This is a genomic window from Pseudobacter sp. (assembly GCF_051955275.1).
Taxonomy (GTDB): Bacteria; Bacteroidota; Bacteroidia; order Chitinophagales; family Chitinophagaceae; genus Pseudobacter.
Genome location: NZ_JBQCGW010000131.1, coordinates 1 through 21,600, shown reverse-complemented (window position 1 = coordinate 21,600; position 21,600 = coordinate 1). Strand labels below are relative to the sequence as shown.

16 protein-coding genes are annotated in these 21,600 nt (G+C 46.2%); 15 read left to right on the top strand and 1 reads right to left on the bottom strand.

Annotation, left to right across the window (positions count from 1 at the left end):
• Together ACTHMC_RS11295 and ACTHMC_RS11290 are read left to right on the top strand one after the other, a co-directional pair.
• Window positions 1–511: NADH-quinone oxidoreductase subunit N (locus tag ACTHMC_RS11295; RefSeq protein ID WP_440413224.1), on the top strand; the 511-nt coding region annotated here is incomplete at its 5' end.
• A 96-nt stretch (window positions 512–607) separates the two neighbouring features.
• Window positions 608–1,882 (top strand): ABC transporter permease, encoded by a 1,275-nt coding sequence (locus ACTHMC_RS11290; protein ID WP_440413223.1) that lies wholly within the window; start codon window positions 608–610, stop codon window positions 1,880–1,882.
• Between the two features lie 657 nt (window positions 1,883–2,539).
• On the opposite strand, the gene ACTHMC_RS11285 is transcribed toward ACTHMC_RS11290, so the two are convergent.
• A complete protein-coding gene (locus tag ACTHMC_RS11285; RefSeq protein WP_440413222.1) occupies window positions 2,540–5,071 on the bottom strand; it encodes a zinc-dependent metalloprotease in 2,532 nt (843 codons plus the stop codon).
• 309 nt (window positions 5,072–5,380) lie between these two features.
• Between ACTHMC_RS11285 and ACTHMC_RS11280 the strand changes: the two genes are divergently transcribed.
• The 13 genes from ACTHMC_RS11280 to ACTHMC_RS11220 all read left to right on the top strand — a co-directional run.
• Window positions 5,381–6,241, top strand: a complete 861-nt coding sequence (locus ACTHMC_RS11280) for a MotA/TolQ/ExbB proton channel family protein (RefSeq protein ID WP_440413221.1) — start codon at window positions 5,381–5,383, stop codon at window positions 6,239–6,241.
• 130 nt (window positions 6,242–6,371) lie between these two features.
• Complete coding sequence (locus ACTHMC_RS11275) at window positions 6,372–7,046, top strand: biopolymer transporter ExbD (protein ID WP_440413220.1); 675 nt, start codon at window positions 6,372–6,374, stop codon at window positions 7,044–7,046.
• A gap of 30 nt (window positions 7,047–7,076) precedes the next feature.
• Window positions 7,077–7,604, top strand: a complete 528-nt coding sequence (locus tag ACTHMC_RS11270; RefSeq protein ID WP_440413219.1) for an ExbD/TolR family protein — start codon at window positions 7,077–7,079, stop codon at window positions 7,602–7,604.
• A 55-nt stretch (window positions 7,605–7,659) separates the two neighbouring features.
• The gene (locus ACTHMC_RS11265) at window positions 7,660–8,496 is read left to right on the top strand and encodes an energy transducer TonB (protein WP_440413218.1); all 837 of its coding nucleotides are present in this window, start codon (window positions 7,660–7,662) and stop codon (window positions 8,494–8,496) included.
• Between the two features lie 141 nt (window positions 8,497–8,637).
• Window positions 8,638–9,468, top strand: a complete 831-nt coding sequence (locus ACTHMC_RS11260; RefSeq protein ID WP_440413217.1) for an energy transducer TonB — start codon at window positions 8,638–8,640, stop codon at window positions 9,466–9,468.
• A 102-nt stretch (window positions 9,469–9,570) separates the two neighbouring features.
• On the top strand, window positions 9,571–10,947 hold the full coding sequence (gene mnmE / locus ACTHMC_RS11255; RefSeq protein ID WP_440413216.1) for a tRNA uridine-5-carboxymethylaminomethyl(34) synthesis GTPase MnmE: 1,377 nt from the start codon (window positions 9,571–9,573) through the stop codon (window positions 10,945–10,947).
• A 134-nt stretch (window positions 10,948–11,081) separates the two neighbouring features.
• A complete protein-coding gene (locus ACTHMC_RS11250; RefSeq protein WP_440413215.1) occupies window positions 11,082–11,663 on the top strand; it encodes a hypothetical protein in 582 nt (193 codons plus the stop codon).
• 77 nt (window positions 11,664–11,740) lie between these two features.
• Window positions 11,741–12,034, top strand: a complete 294-nt coding sequence (locus tag ACTHMC_RS11245; protein ID WP_440413225.1) for a nucleotidyl transferase AbiEii/AbiGii toxin family protein — start codon at window positions 11,741–11,743, stop codon at window positions 12,032–12,034.
• Window positions 12,035–12,642: 608 nt separating this feature from the next.
• Window positions 12,643–13,284: an RNA polymerase sigma factor gene (locus ACTHMC_RS11240; protein ID WP_440413214.1), complete on the top strand. Its 642-nt coding sequence runs from the start codon at window positions 12,643–12,645 to the stop codon at window positions 13,282–13,284.
• Window positions 13,285–13,369: 85 nt separating this feature from the next.
• On the top strand, window positions 13,370–14,617 hold the full coding sequence (locus ACTHMC_RS11235) for a FecR family protein (RefSeq protein WP_440413213.1): 1,248 nt from the start codon (window positions 13,370–13,372) through the stop codon (window positions 14,615–14,617).
• A 271-nt stretch (window positions 14,618–14,888) separates the two neighbouring features.
• Window positions 14,889–18,263 carry a TonB-dependent receptor gene (locus ACTHMC_RS11230; protein ID WP_440413212.1) on the top strand — a complete coding sequence of 1,125 codons (3,375 nt, stop codon included), beginning with the start codon at window positions 14,889–14,891 and terminating at the stop codon, window positions 18,261–18,263.
• 39 nt (window positions 18,264–18,302) lie between these two features.
• On the top strand, window positions 18,303–19,811 hold the full coding sequence (locus ACTHMC_RS11225; RefSeq protein WP_440413211.1) for a RagB/SusD family nutrient uptake outer membrane protein: 1,509 nt from the start codon (window positions 18,303–18,305) through the stop codon (window positions 19,809–19,811).
• Between the two features lie 23 nt (window positions 19,812–19,834).
• Window positions 19,835–21,600, top strand: a 1,766-nt coding sequence (locus tag ACTHMC_RS11220; protein ID WP_440413210.1) for a glycoside hydrolase family 97 catalytic domain-containing protein, incomplete at its 3' end; no start/stop codon positions are given.

Sequence of the window (21,600 nt, the reverse complement as noted above, 5' to 3'; positions counted from 1 at the left end):
CAGTATCGCGCAGGCGGGCTTCATGCTCTTTGCTCTCGTTGCCATGAACAGCGTTGGTAAAGAAGGCCTTCTTTATTACACACTAGCTTACAGTGTACCTACCATCGGCATCTTTGCCATACTGGTGCGCATGAAAGACTATACTTTCGAAGGTTTCAACGGCCTGGCAAAGCACCATCCCGTGCTGGCTGCCGTAACTACCATCTTCCTGCTCTCCCTGGCGGGTATCCCCGCCACGGCAGGTTTCATGGGGAAATTCTACATGCTGTCGGCGGCCATTCAGAATGGTCACGTTATGTGGCTGGTGATCATTGGTATCCTCTGCGCAGCCATCAGCGTGTACTACTATTTCCGCGTGATCCAGGCCATGTACTTCAGGGATGGCGAGCCCCAGGAACTGGAAACATCCGGCTTCCACAAGGGACTGCTGATCCTGATGGCCGCCTTTGTGGTGTTCATCGGTATCTTCCCGCAATGGCTGCTGGAGAAATTGTATGATTTCTTTTTCTAATTCATTTGCTGTAGCGGATTGACCGCTGGTACCAAACTGGCCTGGTTTCCGCCATGATCCCGTAATATTTCTTACATTAGTAAGACATATACTGATATGAAATTCCGGGATACTTTTTCACTCGCTTACCGCACTGTTCGCGGCAACAAATTGCGTACAGGCTTGACTGTGGCCATCATTGCTTTTGGTATCATGGCCCTGGTAGGCATCAGAACGGCCATTACCGCCATGGAGCAGAAGTTCGTGGAGAGTTTCTCTTCCATGGGCGCTACCGGTTTTACCGTGCGTTACAAGGAGCCACGCTTCCGTTTCGGAGGCCAGGAACTGAAAAAAGAGAAGAAAGGCGAGAAGAAGGAAAAGAAATCGAATATCGGCAAACCCATCACCAGGCAACAGGCCGAAGCATTCAAGGATAATTTTCATTTCCCTGCACAGGTCAGTCTAACCATGTTCGGCTCCAATGATGCCGTGATCTCCTACGGCGGTAAGAAATCGAATCCTAATACACGCATTTACGGTGGCGATGATAACTGGATCGACCAGAACGGATTCACGCTCGCATATGGCCGCAATATCAATGCCCTGGATGTTCAGACCGGCCGTAACGTTTGCCTTATCGGAAGTGATGTGGCCCGTAAATTTTTCAATAACGACCTGGAGAGTCCCCTGGACCGCATCATCAAGATCAACAATATTCCTTTCCGGATCGTGGGCACCCTCAATGCCAAAGGCACTACTCTTGGCATGAACTGGGATAATGCCATAATGACTTCGTACACCAATGTGCGTCGTTTCTTCAATTCCAATCCCAATGCAAGTTTCAACATACAGGTGAAGGTGGCTGATATTAAACTCATGGATGCGGCTACCGGTCAGGCTACGGCCACATTCCGCCCGATCCGCAAGCTCACCACCACCGAGGATGACAATTTCGCCATCGACAAAAGCGACAGCTTCGCTGAAATGCTCATCGGTCTGCTCAGCAGTCTGACTATCTCTGCACTCGTGATCGGTTTCATCACCCTGCTCGGTGCTGCTATTGGTCTTACCAATATCATGCTGGTTGCCGTTACTGAGCGTACCAAGGAGATCGGACTTGTAAAAGCCATCGGCGGCAAGGGGGCTAATATCAAATGGCAATTCCTTTTTGAGTCTACCATCATCAGTTTGCTGGGAGCCTTCTTCGGCATTATCCTGGGTGTAATGGTGGGCAATCTCTTCTCTATATACCTTAATACCGGGTTTGTGATTCCATGGTTCTGGACTGGTATGGGAATTATAATCTGCTCTGTTGTGGGGCTGCTGGCGGGGTTGTATCCTGCGAATAAAGCTTCAAGGCTGAATCCGATAGAGGCGCTGCGGTATGAGTAAATCTTTTCTTCTTTGTTTTTTTGTTTTTTGGGTAGTGCTTCCCGGGCTGTAAAACATACCCACACCTTTTCGTTTATTAATTGGGCTGTGATGGGGTGAGTTGGGGCTGTAGTCCAATGATGGGCTGGGGAATGGTATGTTTCGAAGGCCCGGTCCGCACTCCCAAAAAACAGGGGCACTCCGGGTGTGCAATATTTCCCTTTTCACCTTCGCGCGCTATCACATTCATCCGGGCTTTTTCGCAGGTTGGTGGGTGGGGATGGGGAAAGGGTGCATCACTGAAAGTAAAGGTAGCAGTGGGCCTATGAGTTGGAAAGCTCGCATAGGCATCATTGATGTTGCTATCAATAGTGGTTAACCGAAGTTTTACCCCCATCTCCCCCCCCTTTACCGCCTCGCCATTGGGGATGGATTTTTTTGCCGCACCTTCAGGGTGCTCAGGCGGCGCAAGGGGTGGGGTAGGCGGTCTTCAAAACATACGATCCAATCGTCCGGCTTTATTCCATAGCCCCAACATACCCCACCACCGCCCCTCAACATCCCACAGGTGTGGGTATGTTTTGCAACCGCCGCTCCCACCCCTTGCGCCGCCCCGGAAAATAAAGAGCAAAAAAAAGCCGCCCCAATGAAGAGGCGGCCTTCACTAACCCTTACTCGTTATTTTGGGTTGAGGATCTTTTCGATTCTCTCGTTGAGATCCTGCAAATGGTATTTGGTCATTCTGTCTGAGTACGCCGGGATCGCCGCAACGATCTCTGCTTTCAGGCTTCTGAGTGTTCCTTTCAGGAGTGAAGGGATATCAGATTTTTTAGGATCGCTGCCTGAGCCGCCCCCCATCATCATAACATTCAGTCCACCGGCGGGAGCTGCGGGAGCCAGGAGGCCGCCCACTCTTTCCACGTAAGCTTTCTGCAGGTTACGACGGTAGTTGTCGATCGGTTTGCGGGTAGTCAGTTCGGAGAATACAGCCTTCTTCACATCATCCATGTATTCTTCGGGCTTGTAGGTGTTGGACTCCCGGTTGGCAGCAGCGATGAGTCTCTGCAGACGGCCGTTCTGGATAAGAGATCCCAGGACATTGTCCTGCAGACTGCTGATCCTGTCGGAAGTAGGGGCCTGGACCTTGTCGAGGATGCTTTTGTCGAGCAGCCAGGTGGGAGTTTCCAGTGCCTGTTTGCTGAGGAAGGCGAGGGCTTCTTTCTGAAGTGCTTTGGGCACAACGGTATAAATATTGCCGGCCTGATCAGTTGTTTTTGCGTCAGTATAAACACCGCCGATATAGGTGAATGCGTGGCCGAGGTAACGGCTATAGGTACCCCAGATCTCTTCGTAAACTTCTTTGAGATTGGTATAGTCTTCCCCTTTTTCGTTTAACCATCCCTGTAATTTGGGCATCATCCATTTCAGGTTCTTGATACCATATTCGTTGGCTTTCATGGCATTGTCGCCCAGGCTTTCAGTTTGAGCGCGGGGATCGAGGCCATCCTGGTGGATGAAGCGGAGGGCCGGGTTGTTATAGCGGGCTTTAACCCACTCGTTGAGTTCGGCTTTCTCTTCTTCTTCAGTTTTATTGAAGATGGGTTTGTAGGCCCATTCGATAGACCATTTGTCGTAGTCACCGATTCGTGGGAAGAGACCTGCCTGTGAGATATTGTCTTCGGGCTGTGCCACGTAGTTGAAGCGGGCATAGTCCATGATGGAGGAGGTATGGCCGTTAGCTTCCACCCATGCTTTATCGCGCAGTTTTTCAACGGGGGTAGCTGCTGAGGAGCCCATGTTATGGGGGAGACCGAGGGTATGGCCTACTTCATGGGAGGATACGAAGCGGATGAGCTGGCCCATCAGTTCGTCGTCGAAATTGGCTTTGCGGGCCTTGGGATCGCTGGGCGCGGCCTGGATCAGGTACCAGTTGCGGAGGAGGCGCATTACATTATGGTACCAGTTGATATGGGACTCGATGATTTCGCCGCTGCGGGGGTCATGTACGTGGGGGCCCATGGCGTTGGGGATGGTAGACGGTTTGTACACGATAGCGGAGTAGCGGGCATCTTCGAGGCTCCAGGTGCTGTCCTGCTCTTTGGTAGGAGCAACTTTGGCCATGATGGCGTTTTTGAAGCCTGCTTTTTCGAAGGCGGCCTGCCAGTCGTTCACGCCCTGGATGAGGTAGGGAACCCATTTGGCGGGGGTGGTTGGGTCGATGTAGAAGATGATGGGTTTAACGGGTTCTACCAGTTCGCCGCGTTTCATCTTTTCAACGTCTTCGGGTTTGGGTTCCAGTCTCCAGCGTGTAACCATGCTGATGTCTTTCACGCCTTGCGGATCCGCATCGAAGTCGGTATATTCAGTAGTGAAATAAGCCACCCTGTCGTCATAATAACGGGGTTTCATAGGCACTTTAGGGAGCACTACCAGGGAGGTGTTGAGCTCAAAGGTAGCGTTGCCTCCTGGGCCTGCGGGCATCATACCGGGGATGGGAGAGGGGGCCGGGGACTTTGAATAGGTCTTAACGGTTTTAATCTCCGTGTTGATCGGGTATGTTTTTACGTCTACAATGTAGGACTTGTCTGGTTGCGCACCTCCAAGGCGGAGCGCGGATTTGATGGAGGGGGCGAAGAAGAAGAGGTCGTTATCGCCGGCGATGAAGTCGGTGATATCGATCACGGAGCCATCATTTGACGGCGCATAGGCTTTCACGTCGAAAGCGGCTGCGATAGGCTGAATATTGTTGACCATAACCGATTTGTACATCGGCTTAGTGGAGTCTTTTGCGTAAACGGAGAAGGAGAGGTTACGCAGGAAGATCTTGTTATTAGGGCCTTTTTCGAAGCGGATCACATTTTCGTTGATCTCATCGCCTGCGAAACCGGTGAACCCGGCGCGGGTGTCGATAGGGGCTTTGGAGATCCTGTTCACAACCAGGATGTCGCGCGTGAGGATGGAATCTCCGATTTCGAGGAGCCATTTATCGTCGACTTTATGAACGTTGAAAAGCCCTTTTCGGGTAACAGCTTTATCTGTTACTACATCTTTGTAGGGTTTGGGACCAGCTTTGGGCGGTGCCGGCGGCATGGCCGGGGGCGCAGGCTGGGCGGGTGGTGCGGATTTTTTATCCTGGGCTGAGGCTGAGAGTGTGAGGCAGCCTGCGGCCACAAGAAAAAGCGCTTTTTGCAAGCAGCGGTTTCTCTTCATGTTAAAATGTGTTTAAAGGACTGAAGTTAAAAAAAACAAATTCACATTTTGACCGTACATTACACAAAAGGCAATTTTGTCTGATCAGTTAAATTGTTTTTAAATTAAGATCATTTACCTCGTGGTTTTATTCAACCAATTGGCTTATTTTTAGCACCCATATAACAAATTCCTTATCTTGTGAGCCTTTGCTGAAAAAATTTTCCAAACATTTTATTGGAAAATTTTTAGTTTTCCTTAGAATTGTGAGCCGAATTTTAACTACAGATAGACTTAAATTTTTTCAAACACTAAAAAAAACAAACAATCATGGCTGAGACAAAACCAACTGCCACTCCCGTGAAGAGTAGTACATCGGTTCAACCCAAAAAGAAAAGCAATTCCATTGCGTGGTTAGCTCCATTACTTTGTATCGTAGGTGGTTATGTAATCTGGAGGTTCGTCCTTGGAAGTGCAAGCAACTTCACTGAACCCGATCTCTCCGGCGGATTCTGGCCTCATCACAAAGGGCCTAAGGGTGGCTTGGTGAGAATGTACGAGGGTGGTATTATCGTACCTATCCTGATCGCGACTTTCTTAATCGTAATAACGTTCATCATTGAGCGCTTTCTGACGATCGGTAAAGCTACCGGTACCGGTAACATTGCTGAGTTCATCCGTAAGGTTCAATATCACCTGGCTAACAAGAATGTTGATCAGGCTATTTCTGAGTGCGACAAGCAAAAAGGCAGCGTAGGTAATGTAATGAAAGCTGGTCTGCGCAAGTACAAAGAAATGATCTCCAATACTGAGCTTGACACTGAGCAGAAAGTACTGGCTATCCAGAAAGAGGTTGAAGAAGCCACTGCCCTGGAACTGCCAATGCTGGAAAAGAACCTGGTGTTCCTTTCTACTATCGCTTCAGTAGCAACCCTGTTAGGTCTGCTTGGTACTGTATTAGGTATGATCACATCATTTGCGGCACTCGGTGCTGAAGGTGGTGGTGCAGCTGCAGCGGAACTGTCCCGTGGTATCTCTGAGGCCCTGTATAACACAGCCCTGGGTATCGGTACATCTGCATTTGCGATCATCTTCTACAACATCTTTACAACAAGGATCGACGCTATCACATACGGTATCGATGAGTCTGGTTTCACTTTGACCCAAAGCTTCGCTTCTCTTTACAAATAAGGAGCAGCAGGTGATCATCCGCACCTTCAGCCTGATTTGACCCATCATTGGAAAATTTTTCAGGTTTTTGGGCAAGATGATATGGAAAATTGCTTAACAGGCATCTCAAAACAAAAGAAACTATTACATCATGCCAAGAGTTAAAGTCCCACGGAAGAGTACTTCAGTAGACATGACCGCTATGTGCGACGTGGCTTTTCTTTTGCTGTCTTTCTTCATCCTGACTACCAAGTTCAAGCCCACTGAGGCCCTGGCAGTTACCACACCAAAGTCTGTTTCTACCAAACCGGTGGATTCCAAGAATATGGTGCTGATTACCATGGACAAAGAAGGTAAGGCTTACCTGTCAATAGGTGATGAGAACAAAGAAGAGAAAGAACAGGTTATGGATCTCGTGAACCAGTGGAAGTCTCTGAACCTCACTGATGCAGAGAAAAATTCCTTTTATCAGGCCGGCGCCTATATCGGTGTTCCGTTCTCCATGCTGAAATCTTACCTGCAATTGACTCCAAAACAGTTGGAAAGTTATACAGCCCCCGGTATTCCGGTGACTGATACCGCCAACAACGAGATGGAAATGTGGGTGAGGGCTATCAACAGTGCTTTCCAGGGTAAGAAAATGAACCTGTTCGTGAAAGGTGACAACGATGCAAAATATCCCACTTTCAAAGGTGTGATGACTGCATTGAAAAAGAACGAGATCTACAAGTTCTCCATGATCACCGATCCCCAGGGCGTACCCGAAGGAACTGACCTGTACAGGACACAGCAAAGAACCGGTGGCAAAGCCACTGACAACGATTAAATCTATTATTAATACAAAAATATTTGCGATATGGCAGAAATGGATACCTCGTCGGGTGGGGGACATAAGAAGGGGCCAGGCGTCAAGAAAGGGAAGAAGCTGTCTACGAGGGTAGACCTTACTCCCATGGTGGACCTGGGTTTCCTCCTGATTACGTTCTTCATTTTCACGACTACCATGAGCGAACCTACTGCTATGAGGCTTTTCCTGCCGAAAGACACGGAAAAACCTGAAGATCAGAACAAGGTGAAGGCATCGGGCGCCCTTTCCATCATGCTTGGAAAGGATAACCAGATCTTTTACTATGCAGGTGAGCTCTTACCAGATGGTTCCAATTTCAAGAGTGCCACTTACAAGGAAATCCGCCAGGTGATCATCGATAAAAAGAAGAGCACCAATCCGGAAGACTTCGTAGTGGTAATCAAACCAGGACCCGAGGCTACTTACAAGAATACTGTAGATATCCTCGATGAAATGGCTATCAATGAAGTAAAACGCTATGCTCTGGTTGATATCTTTGACCAGGAACTGCAGTTAATGGCGGCTTCTCAGAAATAGTCAGGAAACTCCTGTGGAATCAAACAGTCATTGCATCTTATAACAAAGAACTTGTATGGAAAGCAATAAAATATTAAGCGCCGACGTACTTGACATCGTCTTTGACGGACGGAACAAGGATTATGGTGCTTATCAACTGCGCAAAACCTATAATAAGCGCCTTAGTATCGCGCTTATTACCACGGCGTCTGTGTGTATCCTGCTTTTTGCGGGTTATATCCTCGCCAACTCCCTGAACAAGGGAGAGGACACAAAGGAGATGGTGGTGCAGGACGTACAGTTGGAGGAGATCAAGCAAGAGGAAAAGCGCGAAGAACCGCCTCCTCCGCCTCCCCCAAAGCCACCAGATCCCCCCAAAGTGGAAATGGCTAAATTCACTCCTCCCAAGATCGTGAAAGACGAAGAGGTGAAGGAAGATGAAAAGCCACCAGAAGTAGAGAAACTGGAAGAAACCAAGATCGGTACAGTAAACCAGGAAGGTGTGAAGGATGAAGGTATCGTAGCCCCTCCGGTTGAAGATGCCGGTAAGGGTGTGGTTGAAGCTCCCAAAAAGGTGGAAGAAGACTGGGACAAAACCTTTACAAAGGTGGAAATCGAGTCTGAATACCCCGGTGGTGCTCCTGCCTGGATGCGTTACCTGAACAAAACCCTCCGCTACCCTCAGGAAGCTATCGACAACGAGGTTCAGGGTACTGTGGTGATCCAGTTTATCGTTGACAAGGAAGGTCAGGTATCAGAAGTAGAGGCCATCAGCGGTCCTGAAGAACTGAGATCAGAAGCCATCCGCGTAATCAAGAAGAGCGGTAAATGGGAACCAGCGGTACAGAACGGTCGTAAGGTTAAATCTTACAAGAAGCAACCGATCGTGTTCCGTCTCGAAACTGAAGGTTAAGCAACTGTAACAGTAAAGCATATTCGAAATCCTTCCGGTTATCCGGGAGGATTTTTTTATTACGTACATATACAACCGAAAAGTTAGTTTAATCTTGTGGAAATGCAGTGCCGGCGCGTCTTAGAAAGAAATTGATTCGCCATGGAAGTAACTAAAATCCTTACTGCAGATGTCCTGGACATCATCTTTGACGGCAAGAATAAATCCTACGGCGCCTATGAGTTACGCAAGACCTATAAGCGTCGTTTGGTTTTAAGTATGGCCGGAATGGCCACTGTCATTTTATTATTGATCGGTACTTTTTTGTGGGGCAATACAAAAAAGGGAGACCTGGCAAGAGAGGTGGTTCTGCCGCCTGATATTGTTATTAAAGAAGTTGACAACAAACCGGAAGAAGTGAAGCCCCCACCTCCCCCCAAATTACCTGAGCCTCCCAGACAAATGGCTCAGCGGATCTACACCGCACCACAGATCGTGGACCAGGTACAGGAAGATGAGAAGCCTCCCACAACAGATGAGCTGGAAGATGTGAAGATAGGAACCGAAAATATCAAAGGGGATGCAGATGATGGCATCCTGGCGCCTCCGGCTAAATCTGATGGGGAAGGAAAGGGTATCATTGAAGCACCGGTAAAGAGAGAGCCTGATAGACCTTTTGAGAAAGTGGAAATAGAATCCAAATACCCCGGTGGCCCGCAGGCCTGGATCCGTTACCTTACGAAGGAGCTCAACCGCAGATATCCCCAGGAGGCCATCGATAATATGATCCAGGGCACCGTTATTATCCAGTTTGTGGTGGATGTGCAAGGCAATGTGAGCAATGTGGAAGCCCTCAGCGGACCACCTGAACTGCACGAAGCTGCCATTGCCGTGATCAGGAAAAGCGGCCAGTGGATCCCCGCCATTCAGAATGGCATCCAGGTAAAGTCCTACAAACGCCAGCCGATCGGGTTCAAGATCGGAGATGAGTAGATTAGCTTTTTAGAGTTGATAGTAGTTCCATTCCTCTCTGCCTGGTGCAGGGAGGATTTTTTATTGTTGGTTCCGTCTTACTTTTGACAAAACAGAATCATTATGCTGGGTAAATTGTCAGGATGGGATGATACGATCGTTGCGCTGGCCACCCCTTCGGGTATCGGGGCCATTGGTGTTATCCGGTTGAGCGGGCCAACTGCCTTTCCTATCGTGAATGAATTGTTCCCGGCCAAAGATCTCATGATCCAGCAAAGCCATACGCTTCATGTAGGATTTATTAAAGATGGTGAGGTAGCACTGGATGAAGTGGTAGTGGCGCTGTTCAAAGGTCCTAAGTCATATACAGGCGAGGATGTGGTGGAAATTTCCTGCCATGGTTCTCCTTACATACAACAACAGGTGATTCAAGCATGTGTGAGCCGCGGCGCAAGACTGGCAAAGCCGGGAGAGTTCACACAACGCGCGTTTTTACATGGGAAACTAGACCTGGTGCAGGCCGAGGCTGTGGCGGATCTGATCGCATCCAATACAGAAGCTTCGCGTAAAGCGGCATTGCATAATATACGAGGTGGGTTTTCAGCGGTGTTGCAGGGGCTGCGGGATCGTATGCTTAGTTTTTCTGCGTTGATAGAATTAGAGTTGGATTTTTCGCAGGAAGATGTGGAGTTTGCAGACAGAACACAGTTCTTTAACCTGATCAATGAAGCGGAACGGACCGTGCAGCATTTGCTGCAATCATTTCAGTTAGGAAATGTGATCAAGAATGGCGTGCAGGTAGCGATTATCGGAAAGCCGAACGCAGGGAAGTCAACGCTATTGAATACGTTGTTGAATGAGAACCGGGCGATAGTAAGTGATATTGCTGGTACTACAAGAGACACGATAGAAGAAACGCTAAACATCAATGGAATACTTTTCAGGTTGGTAGATACGGCGGGGATAAGAGAACATACCAGTGATGTGATAGAAAGTATCGGCGTGGAGAAGAGCCTGGAGAAAATGCAGCAGGCAGATGTGGTGGTGTATTTGTTTGATGTGAATGAGATGAGTGTGGGAGAGTTATCCGGGTTGGTTGATAAATTCAGATCAGAGTCAATAGAATATTTGCTGGTGGGGAATAAGGCTGAAGATAAATCGCTTCTTTCTGAATTCTCTGCTTTAGATAATGTGATCTTTATTTCAGCGAAGTCTGGTTGGAATGTGGAGGAGTTGAAAGATAAATTAACAGAGTTGGTATTGCATGGTTCAGTGCAGACAGAAGGGACAGTAGTGACGAATGCCAGGCATCAGCATGCGCTACAACAAGTAGCCAGTTCTTTATCGGATATACATAAGGGTTTGGATGATAAGATTCCCGGGGATTTGTTGGCACTGGATATCAGGAGGTGCTTGCATTATTTGGGAGAGATTACGGGGGAGATATCGAATGAGGATAGGCTGGATTATATATTCAGTAAGTTTTGTATTGGGAAGTAGGATAAAAATATAATACGTAAGTTGTTGCTTTACTGTGGGGTAACATTAATTGCATTTAATCTCTCATAACTAAAGCTCCAAATTGAACCTAATTTAATGTAAACGTACTATAAATTTCATGCGTTTCATTTCAAATGAGCCAGTTTGAACTTTTGAAGCAACAATTGCACGCCGGCGAAGTCTATCGCCGTAGTGATCTAACCAAGTGGTCCAAGTCTGTTGATAGGGATCTTCAAAGGTTAGTGGATGAAGGTGTATTGGAAAAGCTTTCACAGGGCATGTACTATGTTCCGGCTAAGAGTGTATTCGGCAAAACTCCTCCTAAGGATGATTTGGTAATAAAGAGATTCTTAAATGATGATAATTTCCTGATCACTTCTCCTAATTATTACAATTCGCTGGGAGTAGGTACTACTCAACTTTATAATACTAAGTACGTTTATAATCATAAACGACATGGCGAGTTTCAATTCGGAAAGAATACCTTTTTTTTCAAAGTGAAACCTGATTTCCCTAAACAATTAACGCCAGAATACTTGCTGGTGGATTTAATGAATAATCTCGATGAACTTGCAGAGGATCCGAATAAAGTACAGGACAGCGTACAGTTGAAATCGCAAGAGATGGACAATTTGAAATTACGAGAGGCAGTCAGTCGCTTTGGCTCCATCGGTACAAAGAAATTTTTCTCTGGTTTCCTTAAAGGTTTGGAGTAACACATGGGCTATTTACATGACCATCCTCAATTTGAAGATCTACTAAGAATTATCAGTGGAGAAACAGGAATTGATGCATATTTGATAGAGAAGGACTACTGGATCATGCATGCTTTGTATGCCTCAAGAAACAAGGTTTTCATTTTGAACTGAAGGGAGGAACGTCCCTTTCAAAAGGGTTTAAGATTATCGATAGATTTTCTGAAGATATTGATTTGCATATCACACCACCTGCATTGTTCAATATAAACGAAAATCCTAATAATTGTAAAGAGAATACAGTACAGGCAAGAGCCGAATTTTTCGACTGGTTGGCTAATGAAATTCATATTGCACGGTTCATCAGTAATCCCAGGGTGCTCAATATTTGATCACCGAAGTATTTTCATGACCTATCTGAGCAAATCAAAATTTCTACAAAGTAGTTGCCTGCTTATACAATGGCTGCATAGATCACTTAATTGCGCCTTGCGGAAGTATTTTAAAGAAGGGCTGATGTAATTAAATCGAGGCGCAGCTTGCAGCCTGTTAGATGGATTTTTATTGTGGAAGTAGTCCACGGCATCTGGATACAGTTTTAACCAGGAAGTCAGCCATACTCTCCAGATTCTCCTGACATAATAAAATAATCCATCATTTCCGTAAGATCCTGCATCGCATTAGATAATTCAAAATTTCAATTTTGGATGCATAACAGGTTAGCTTTGTTTAGCTTCGGAATAATCCGGAAAACAAAATACCCTGAATAATTTAGCGATTGCATCATGACACTATTTACCTCTTTAATTTCAGCGTTATCCTATTTCTTCAATCCCTTCCCATTCACCAATCATCGCACTAAACATGTATCGGAAGAAATACATTTATTTCCCGGCTTCAGAAACCGGCTAAATCCTGCAGATGTTTTAAATACTACATGGCAGCCGGAATATATGGAGTTTGAACACTTCCATTAATCTTGTAGCAGTAAAATCAATATGTGTTAGATGACGCATCAACATACCGTGAAACGAACGAAGAAGCCGAATGGTTTCGGCTGATTGCAGCCGGTGACGAAAAGGCCTTCGCCCGGCTCCACACTTGTTATAAAGACCGGTTGCTGTATTACGGCAAACGATTCCTGGCGGAGTGGCCGGAAGTGGAGGACATCGTTTCTGAAGCTTTCGTAAAACTATGGCTGTCCCGAGCCGATATGCAATCCGACACCCATCTTACCAACTTCCTGTACCGTACTGTCCGCCATCGGGCCATCGACCGCCAACGGGCCCTGCAACGCCGGGATCATTTGATGGAGGTGATAAAGCCGGCAGAAGAAACGGAAAACAATCAGTTTGAAGCGGAGCAGGTGCGGGTGGAAATGATCCATTTACTCGCCCATGCGGTGGATTCACTTCCGGAAAAATACAAGCGGATCTTTGAACTGTCCTACCATGCGGATCGTAGCCCCAGTGAAATAGCCGGTATCCTGCAGATTAACCCGGATACGGTCCGAAGCCAGAAGCGCCGGGCCATCGAAATGATTCGTCAATGGATCAAAGAAAAAAGTAGTTTGCTGCCGATCCTTCTCAGCAGCGGCCTGCTGGCCCTCTGCCAGCTGTTAGCCATCAGGATAATAAAATGACTGCAGGCTCAAGATCGAAAAAAAAGTTATCCATTTTTGGCACGATCGCTCATCCCATTCGTAATATAATCATAAGCGTTGCTATATGAAACCTCATGCCACCGGCATTGCCATCCTTATATTGAAGAAAATAAGCGGTCAGTTGACCCCATCGGAAGAGACAGTTCTCGAAGAATGGAAAAATGCATCTCCAGCTAACCTGCGTGAATACGAAGAGCTGCTTCAATTGACCATAGTGAAGCAAGAGCTCTCGCATTACCGTGATGCACAGGCCGTCGGCAATCAACTAAGGATCCCTCCTCAAACCGGTGCCGGCACATCCCTGTCAGAAAATGCAAACAATACTACATCTGCTACCAACCATCGCATCCACTTCCTCCGCCGCTATTGGGCCGCGGCATCCTTACTTCTTCTATTGGGACTGGGCGCCTACTTCTGGTTCCAGAACAGGAACCAAAAGCCGGCAATTATAAGCAACAATAATAACTCACCGCAAAATATAATGCCTGGCCGTGATGGGGCTATACTGACCCTGGCCGATGGCCGGCAGGTGGTACTTGACAGCCTCGGTAACGGACTGATCTCTACGGAAAGCGGCACCCAGGTGTTGTTGCAGGACGGCCAACTGTCCTACGATCCAGCGGGATCCATCTCCGGCGAAGCAGGCTTTAATACCATGAGCACTCCGAAAGGCAGGCAATTCAGTGTAAAGCTGCCGGACGGAACCACCGTGTGGATGAATGCCGCCAGTTCCATCAGGTATCCTACCATATTCACGGGCACGGAAAGAAAAGTGGAACTATCCGGTGAAGCCTATTTTGAAGTGGCAAAGAACATCAGTATGCCGTTTCGTGTGAAAATGAATAACAACGCGGTAGTGGAAGTACTGGGAACCAGTTTCAACCTGAACGCATATGAGAATGAAGAAAATATTAATGCGACATTATTAGAAGGTTCCGTAAAGGTGGTGGCTGAGCTAAAGAACCCGCCATCTGAAAGACCTGTCATCCTCAGACCCGGTCAGCAAGCACAAATCCCGCAGGGTAGTCAACAGTCAAAACCCGGAATTAAGATCGTGAACAATGCCGATATAGATAAAGTAATGGCCTGGAAGAACAGGGCTTTCGACTTTACTGATGTCAGCCTGAAAGAAGTGATGAAGCAATTAGAACGCTGGTACGATATCGAAGTGGTTTATGAAAGCACGGTGCCCAAAACAGAGTTGACGGGGAAAATGACGAGAGATGTAACGCTGAATGAGTTGCTTAAAAATCTCGCGGATCTTGGCGTTCGCTGCAAACTCGAAGGCAGGACAGTCGTTGTGCTTCCATAATGAGATAGCAACTGAAAGATATTCATCATCTGGCTTTATTGGCCGTCTGGCGACGGCCACTATAAATAAAAGCGGATCACCCATAAAAAAAACAAACCGGAAGTGCTACAACACCTCCGGCGATGTTTGGGCTGATCCAAAAGGTAATGACACATTTTTTTTCAACCAAACAAGCAAATTTATGCCAAAAACTGCGATTGCTGGCCTGCTGTTTCATACCGTGTCATCTGACCGGCGTGTTAGCTGGCTACCCGCTCAAATGATGCGCGTTATGAGATTGGTCACTGTTTTTCTTTTTGCCGCTTCGCTGGCTGTTTCCGCCAGTCCTTCGGCCCAAACGGTCTCGCTCTCCGGGAAGGATCTTACCCTTCGGAAGATTTTTTCCGCAGTTGAAAAGCAAACCGGCTACCTGGTGCTCGGTAATAAAACCGTCTTCAGTAGCCGAAAGACCATTTCTCTCTCTGTAACTAATTTACCGTTTCTCGAATTTTTAGATCTGGTCTTAAAAGATCAGCCAGTCAGGTACCAGATCGCTGGCAGAACGATTTTTCTATCTGAGAAATCCCCGACTGTAGTTACTGTACGACTTCTACCCGACACGCCCGCTCAAGAGGTTGCTCCTCCTCCAATTTCCGGAGTAGTGCGGGATACTGCCGGGAATCCATTGCAGGGAGCCTCTGTCAGGATAAAGGGAACCAGTATAGGAACTTCTACCGATGCGGCAGGAAGATTTTCCATGGAGGCTGCGGCCGGTCAGGTGTTGGTGATTTCATTTACGGGTTACCAGGAAAAAGAAAAGACCATTACATCCGCCGACATGGCAGCTTCCAGCCAATCGCCTTTGATCATAACCCTTGTGCTGGCAGAAACTTTCATGGATAATATCATCGTTGTTGGAGCTTCCGTGAAGAGAAAAGATCTGACCGGAGCCGTTGTTAATGTAGATCAAAAAGTGTTGGAGGAAAGGCCCGTCACCAGTATCGCTGAAGCTTTACAAGGCAGGGCTGCAGGTGTTTTTATTCAGAACAATCCAGAGCCGGGGGGAAATGCTTCAATACGTGTACGGGGGAACAACTCCATTCAATATGGCGGCAACCCGATTTTTGTGGTGGATGGAATTATCATGGAAGGGGATTTCAACCTGACAAACCTCAATGATGTGGCTTCCGTTACAGTTCTGAAAGACGCCAGTGCTACTGCAATTTATGGCTCCAGGGGCTCCAATGGAGTAGTGGTGGTCACCACAAAAAGAGGGAAAAAAGGACTGGGCCGTGTAACGTATAATACATGGTTTGGAATCGAAAGGTTTACTAATGCAAATTTGAACCTGGGAGCAAAGGATATCTACGACTTACGGATTGAAGCATTATCAAATTCTCATGTGGCTACCGATTATTTTACACAGCATCCAGGTGCCACCAGGGATCAGTTTATCAATGAAGAATTATTGAAACCAAACTCCAACTGGTTTGCTGATTATGAAAAAGAAACTTATGCAAAGGGAGAAAGTTATGATTGGCTGAAGGCCATATCGCGTTCAGGTTTTCAGCAAAATCATTCAGTCAGTTTTTCCGGTGGTGGCGAGCACAATACCTATTATTTAAGCTTTGGGTATATCGATCAGAAAGGCCTCATTAAAGGATCCTCCAACAAACGCTATACCGGAAGGATAAATGCTGAGCAGGAAATCAAGCCCTGGCTTAAAGTGGGCACCAATACGTTCCTTACCAAATCTGTGAGCGATGAAGTGGACAGGGCTGTATTTTCCGTTGCCCAGGAATCAAACCCATTACTACCGATAGACCGCTATAAAGACACACTTTTTCTGGCCTGGGGAAATAGCTGGGATATCAACAGGGAAAATCCCTTTAATACATTAAAAATAGATAAGGACAGAAATAAGGTCAAGATCGCTTCATCTAATTACGTGGAAATAACTCCTGTTAAGGGATTAAAGGTAAGGTCCACTTTTGCCATAGATAATGGAACACAGGAATACTATGAATATATTCCCAGTGATATCCAGCAGGCTTACCGGGGTGCGTTCAAAGGGAGGGCCATTCATAACCTTGATTATTCAAACTACTTCCAATGGGATAATTCCATTACTTATGACAAGTCCTTTAAAGATCACCAGCTTTCTGCACTTGTATCTACAAGTGTAAGCAAGAACACCTACCGTTATACAAATGTACTGGCGCGGGATTTTCCGATCAATGATTTTGGTTATTACAATTTGGGGAGTGCGTATGACAGGGCAAACTTCAATCTGGGGTCTGATAAAAATGCAGCCTCTTTACAATCGTATCTCGCAAGGGTAAACTACAATTACGACAATAGATATTTTGCTACACTTACCGGTCGATATGATGGCTCTTCCCGTTTTGCGGATGGACATAGATGGGGCTTTTTCCCTTCGATAGGCCTTTCCTGGAATGTTACGAACGAAGAGTTCATGAAAGGCCAGCAACTTTTTGACCTGATGAAGTTGCGACTGGGATATGGTAGTGTGGGTAATCAGAATATTCCAAATTATGCCTTTTACAGCCTGTATAACCCGGTTTACTCAGGCGGAAATGTTTCTTTCGTTTCTTCCGGATTAAGAGGAACACCAAACCTGACCTGGGAAAAACAAAATCAATTCAATGTAGGGTTAGACCTCACAATGTTTGATAACCGCTTATCCGTAACAGCCGACTATTTTCATATTGTGAACTCCAATCTTTTAATGAGACGTAGCCTTTCTACCATCTCCGGTTATTCTTCAACGATAGAGAATATCGGTGAGTTGACCAATAAAGGGATAGAGTTGGCGATAACAGGAGTTGTTTTGGAAAAAAAGAATTTGCGTTGGGATATTTCTGTGAACTTTTCAAAAGACAGGAATGAAATAACCAAACTGTATCAGGGTGTGGATGCTATTTACAATTTCGGTGGATTTACCGGCGCGGATATACAAAGAACAGGGAATTTCTTTCTGGGGAAATCACTGAACACTATTTACATGCTGGAATTCGACAGAATTATCCAGGAAAAAGATATGCCTTATGTAAATAGTCTTCAGTTGCCCGGTAAAAAATTGCAGCCGGGAGATATGCTTCCAAAAGATCAACAGGCGCCGGGCCAGCCGGGCCATGGAATCATCGATGCAGACGACCGGGTTATCGTAGGTACCCAGGATCCAAAGTTTTATGGAGGTTTCTCAACGAAGCTTGTATGGAAAAATTTAGATCTTAATGCTGTTTTTACCTACTCCTACGGAGCAAAGAAAATAAGCACGTATTATGAACGCCTGATGACGGGAACCGGCTACTGGCCTGCTCATAAAGACAACCTCAACAGGTGGACACCTGATAACACCAACACCAATATTCCCCGTGTTACCTATGACAATGCGCAGCGGTTTGGAGCCAATGAAACATCATGGGGCTTGCAAAATGCCTCGTATTTGAGATTGTCAACGATCACCCTTGCTTATAATATGCCCGAAACTCATATCAAAAAGCTGGGCTTGTCTGATCTGAGATTTTACGTTTCAGGAAACAACGTTTTTACATTGACAAAATATAAGGGCTACGATCCTGAGAATGGCGACTGGTATCCTACAGCCAGAATGTTTGTTGCCGGTATCAACGTAGCACTTTAACAGCATGCCAACCTTGTGGACTAATTAAAAATTAACAGGATGAAACAAATATATAGTAGCAGGATTTTAGTTCTCGTAATGAGTGCTACCCTGCTCCAACTGACCGCATGTAAGAAATTTCTGGATGAAAAACCATCCGCAAGTTTAACAGAGGAACAGGTTTATGGAAGCGAGGAAAATTTGAAGCTGCTTATTTCCGGCCTCTATAATCAATGGCGAACGACCAGACAGGATAGAAGTGCACTCTATATGTCCATGGGTACGGACGAAGCAAAACAGGGAGGACAGCAAATGCGCGAAGGCAGCGAACAACCTGCACTTGATAAATATGATGGGGCGATGAATGCCTCCAATTCAATCATTGCCGCGGAATGGAATAAAAGATGGCCGGTGATCAGTGCTGCCGCAAAAGCTATTTATTATTCTCCTACGGCGGATCTTAAGGCGCAAGCGTCCTTTATCCGAGGCTCCATCAATTTTGAACTGGCGATGTTATGGGGCCCCATCCCGATCATTGACCTGGAGAATATGAAAGAATCCAGGCAACCATTAGCCGATGTTTTTCAATTCATCATTAATGATTTGAAATTCGCTGCCGAGAACCTGCCGCCAACGCAGACTGACCCTAAAATTCCAACGAGCGGTGCTGCATTTGCCCTATTGGGAAAAGTATATCTGTATGCCCCGGAAGAATCCGGATTGCGGGACTATAACAAGGCAATTGAAAACTTTGATAAAGTAATTCCCAGGTATACTCTCCTGCCTGATTATGCAGATCTGTTCAATACTACATTAAATCAGAATTCCAGTGAGATAATTTATGCCTTTCAATTCAAGAACATCGCACCTGATAATAACATGATTCAAAACCAGGCAGGGTCAAGAGCAGTGGCCGACCTGAATGCTAACGTTTATTTCGGTGGTTATGATCTGGCAATGCCTACGCCATATTATTACGAAGATGTATGGGAAGGCCTTACCGGTGACAGAAGAAGATTGGCAAGCATCCGGTATGACCTCACACTACCCGACGGAAGGATACCCGGGCTGACCTGGACGGGACAAGCAGATGAACTGGAGCCGCACATCAAGAAATTTGAAGACATCCGGACCCAGGGAGTACAGCCTTTCTGGTATTCTGGCGGACTGGTATATTATCTCCGTCTGGCAGATATCCTCTTATGTAAGGCCGAATGCTTAAACGAAATTGATCAGACCGCCGATGCAGTGAACCTGGTTAATTCTACTGTCAGGGCAAGAGCTTTTGGAGGAACGCTTTCAGGTGCGGAAGCCTGGTCAACCGGGATGTCCAAGGCTGATTTCAGAATTAAGATGATGGATGAAAGGGTCAGGGAACTGGGCTTTGAAGGATGGAGAAGAATGGATCTTATTCGTACTGGAAATTTTGTGAATTATGTAAAGGACCGGAATATATGGGCCAAAACTTCCGGAACCCTGCAGGAGTTTCATAAAAGATACCCGATACCCGAATCTGAGATCAAGCAAAATGAAAACATTAATCCCGAAGACCAGAATACTGGTTACTAGGGGGAACTAATCAAGTATTTATCATGAAGTATATGTTTATAAATCTCAGGCGATACCTGGTTGCTCCTGTATTATTCGTTCTGTTATATGGTTGCAACGGCGACGATAAATCTTTAAGCTTAACGTCAAAAGACGGACTGAATACTATAGAATTGTCTTTGAATGAAAGTGGGAAGCTTTACTACCAGGCAAAAAGGAAGGACAGTATTATTATAAGTACTTCCCCATTGGGTTTGAAATGTTACGATCAGGATTTTACGCAAGGGTTATCAATAGACAAGGTTTCTCCCGTTGAGGAAAGGAGAGAGAAATATCAGTTGAAGGTTTCGAATAAAAAGGAGATCGATCATCTTTTTACAACTAAAAGCGTGACTTTCAAAAATAGTAAGGGAGCGTTAATGATAGTTGATCTGATTTCCGGAGAGGAAGGCGTTGCTTTCCGGTATCGTTTTCCGGAAGAGCAAAAGAACATCCGTACCGTAGAAGAAGAAATAACGGGTTTTCAGATTGAAAAAAATGCGAAAGGCTGGCTACAGCCTTATAATAGCGCAACCTATGTGACCCCGGGATATGAGGATTTTTATTTTAATGTCAGCCCGGGAGATACCATTGCTAATCCGCGAAACCCATCAGTGGGTTGGTGCATGCCCGCACTTTTCAATGTAAACAATAAAAAGTGTTGGATGCTTATTGCCGAAGCCGGAACCGACGGCTCATACGCGGGTTGCCATTTGAGACCGGATGCTGAAGGTGGAATGTACCGCATTGCCTTTCCAAAAAAGGACGAAAAATTCCAGCTACCAATCGATGACAAGTCCACACCGGAACCAAAATCTGTACTTCCATGGACAATGCCGTGGAGGGTTATCATAGTTGGAGACCAGGCCGCTGATATATTGCTTTCCAGCTTCATTACAGATCTGGCCCCGGCCTCAAAAATTGAAGATGTCTCCTGGATTGAGGCGGGAAAGGCCTCCTGGTCCTGGTGGTCAGAACCGGATGATATGTCCGCAAAAATATATAATAAGTTTACCGATCTGGCTGTTTCGTTTGGCTGGGAATACACGCTTTTTGATGCCGGTTGGGAAAAAGCAGACTCATCGGATGGTATCATCAACAGAGCTTTGTCAAAAGGCATCAAGCCACTGGTGTGGGGCTTTTCAGGAGATTATTTCGACCCGGAAAAAAGAAAGGCGCGATTAAAGAGATTTGCGAAAATGGGAATTAAAGGGGTGAAGATTGATTTCTGGTGTTCCGACCGGCAGGAAGTAATGGGAGCTTTACAAGGTGTTTTTGAAGATGCGGCGAATGAGCATTTATTGGTGAATCTTCACGGTGTGACTGTTCCAAGAGGCTGGCATAGGACCTGGCCTAATTTTCTGACGGCCGAAGCCATTTTAGGGCTCGAAAGTTATTTTTATGAACCACGATACCCTGATAAAGCAGCGGAACAAAACACAGTATTGCCTTTTACAAGAAATGTGGCCGGTCCGGCCGACTATACAGCGGTGGCCCTTACCATGCGAAAATATCCCCGCTTGAATACCGGCGTTCATGAATTGGCAACACCTATGATTTACACTTCCGGGATTATTCATTTTGCAGATTCAAAGGAAGTATTTGAATCATTGCCGGCAGATGTGAAGACCCTGTTGAAGGAAATGCCGGCTACCTGGGATAAATCGGAGGGAATTGTTTGCGAGCCAGGTGAAGCAATTGTATTGTCACGGCAAAAGGACTCATTATCATATATTGTTGGTATCAACGGTACCAATAAGCCAATGCCCCT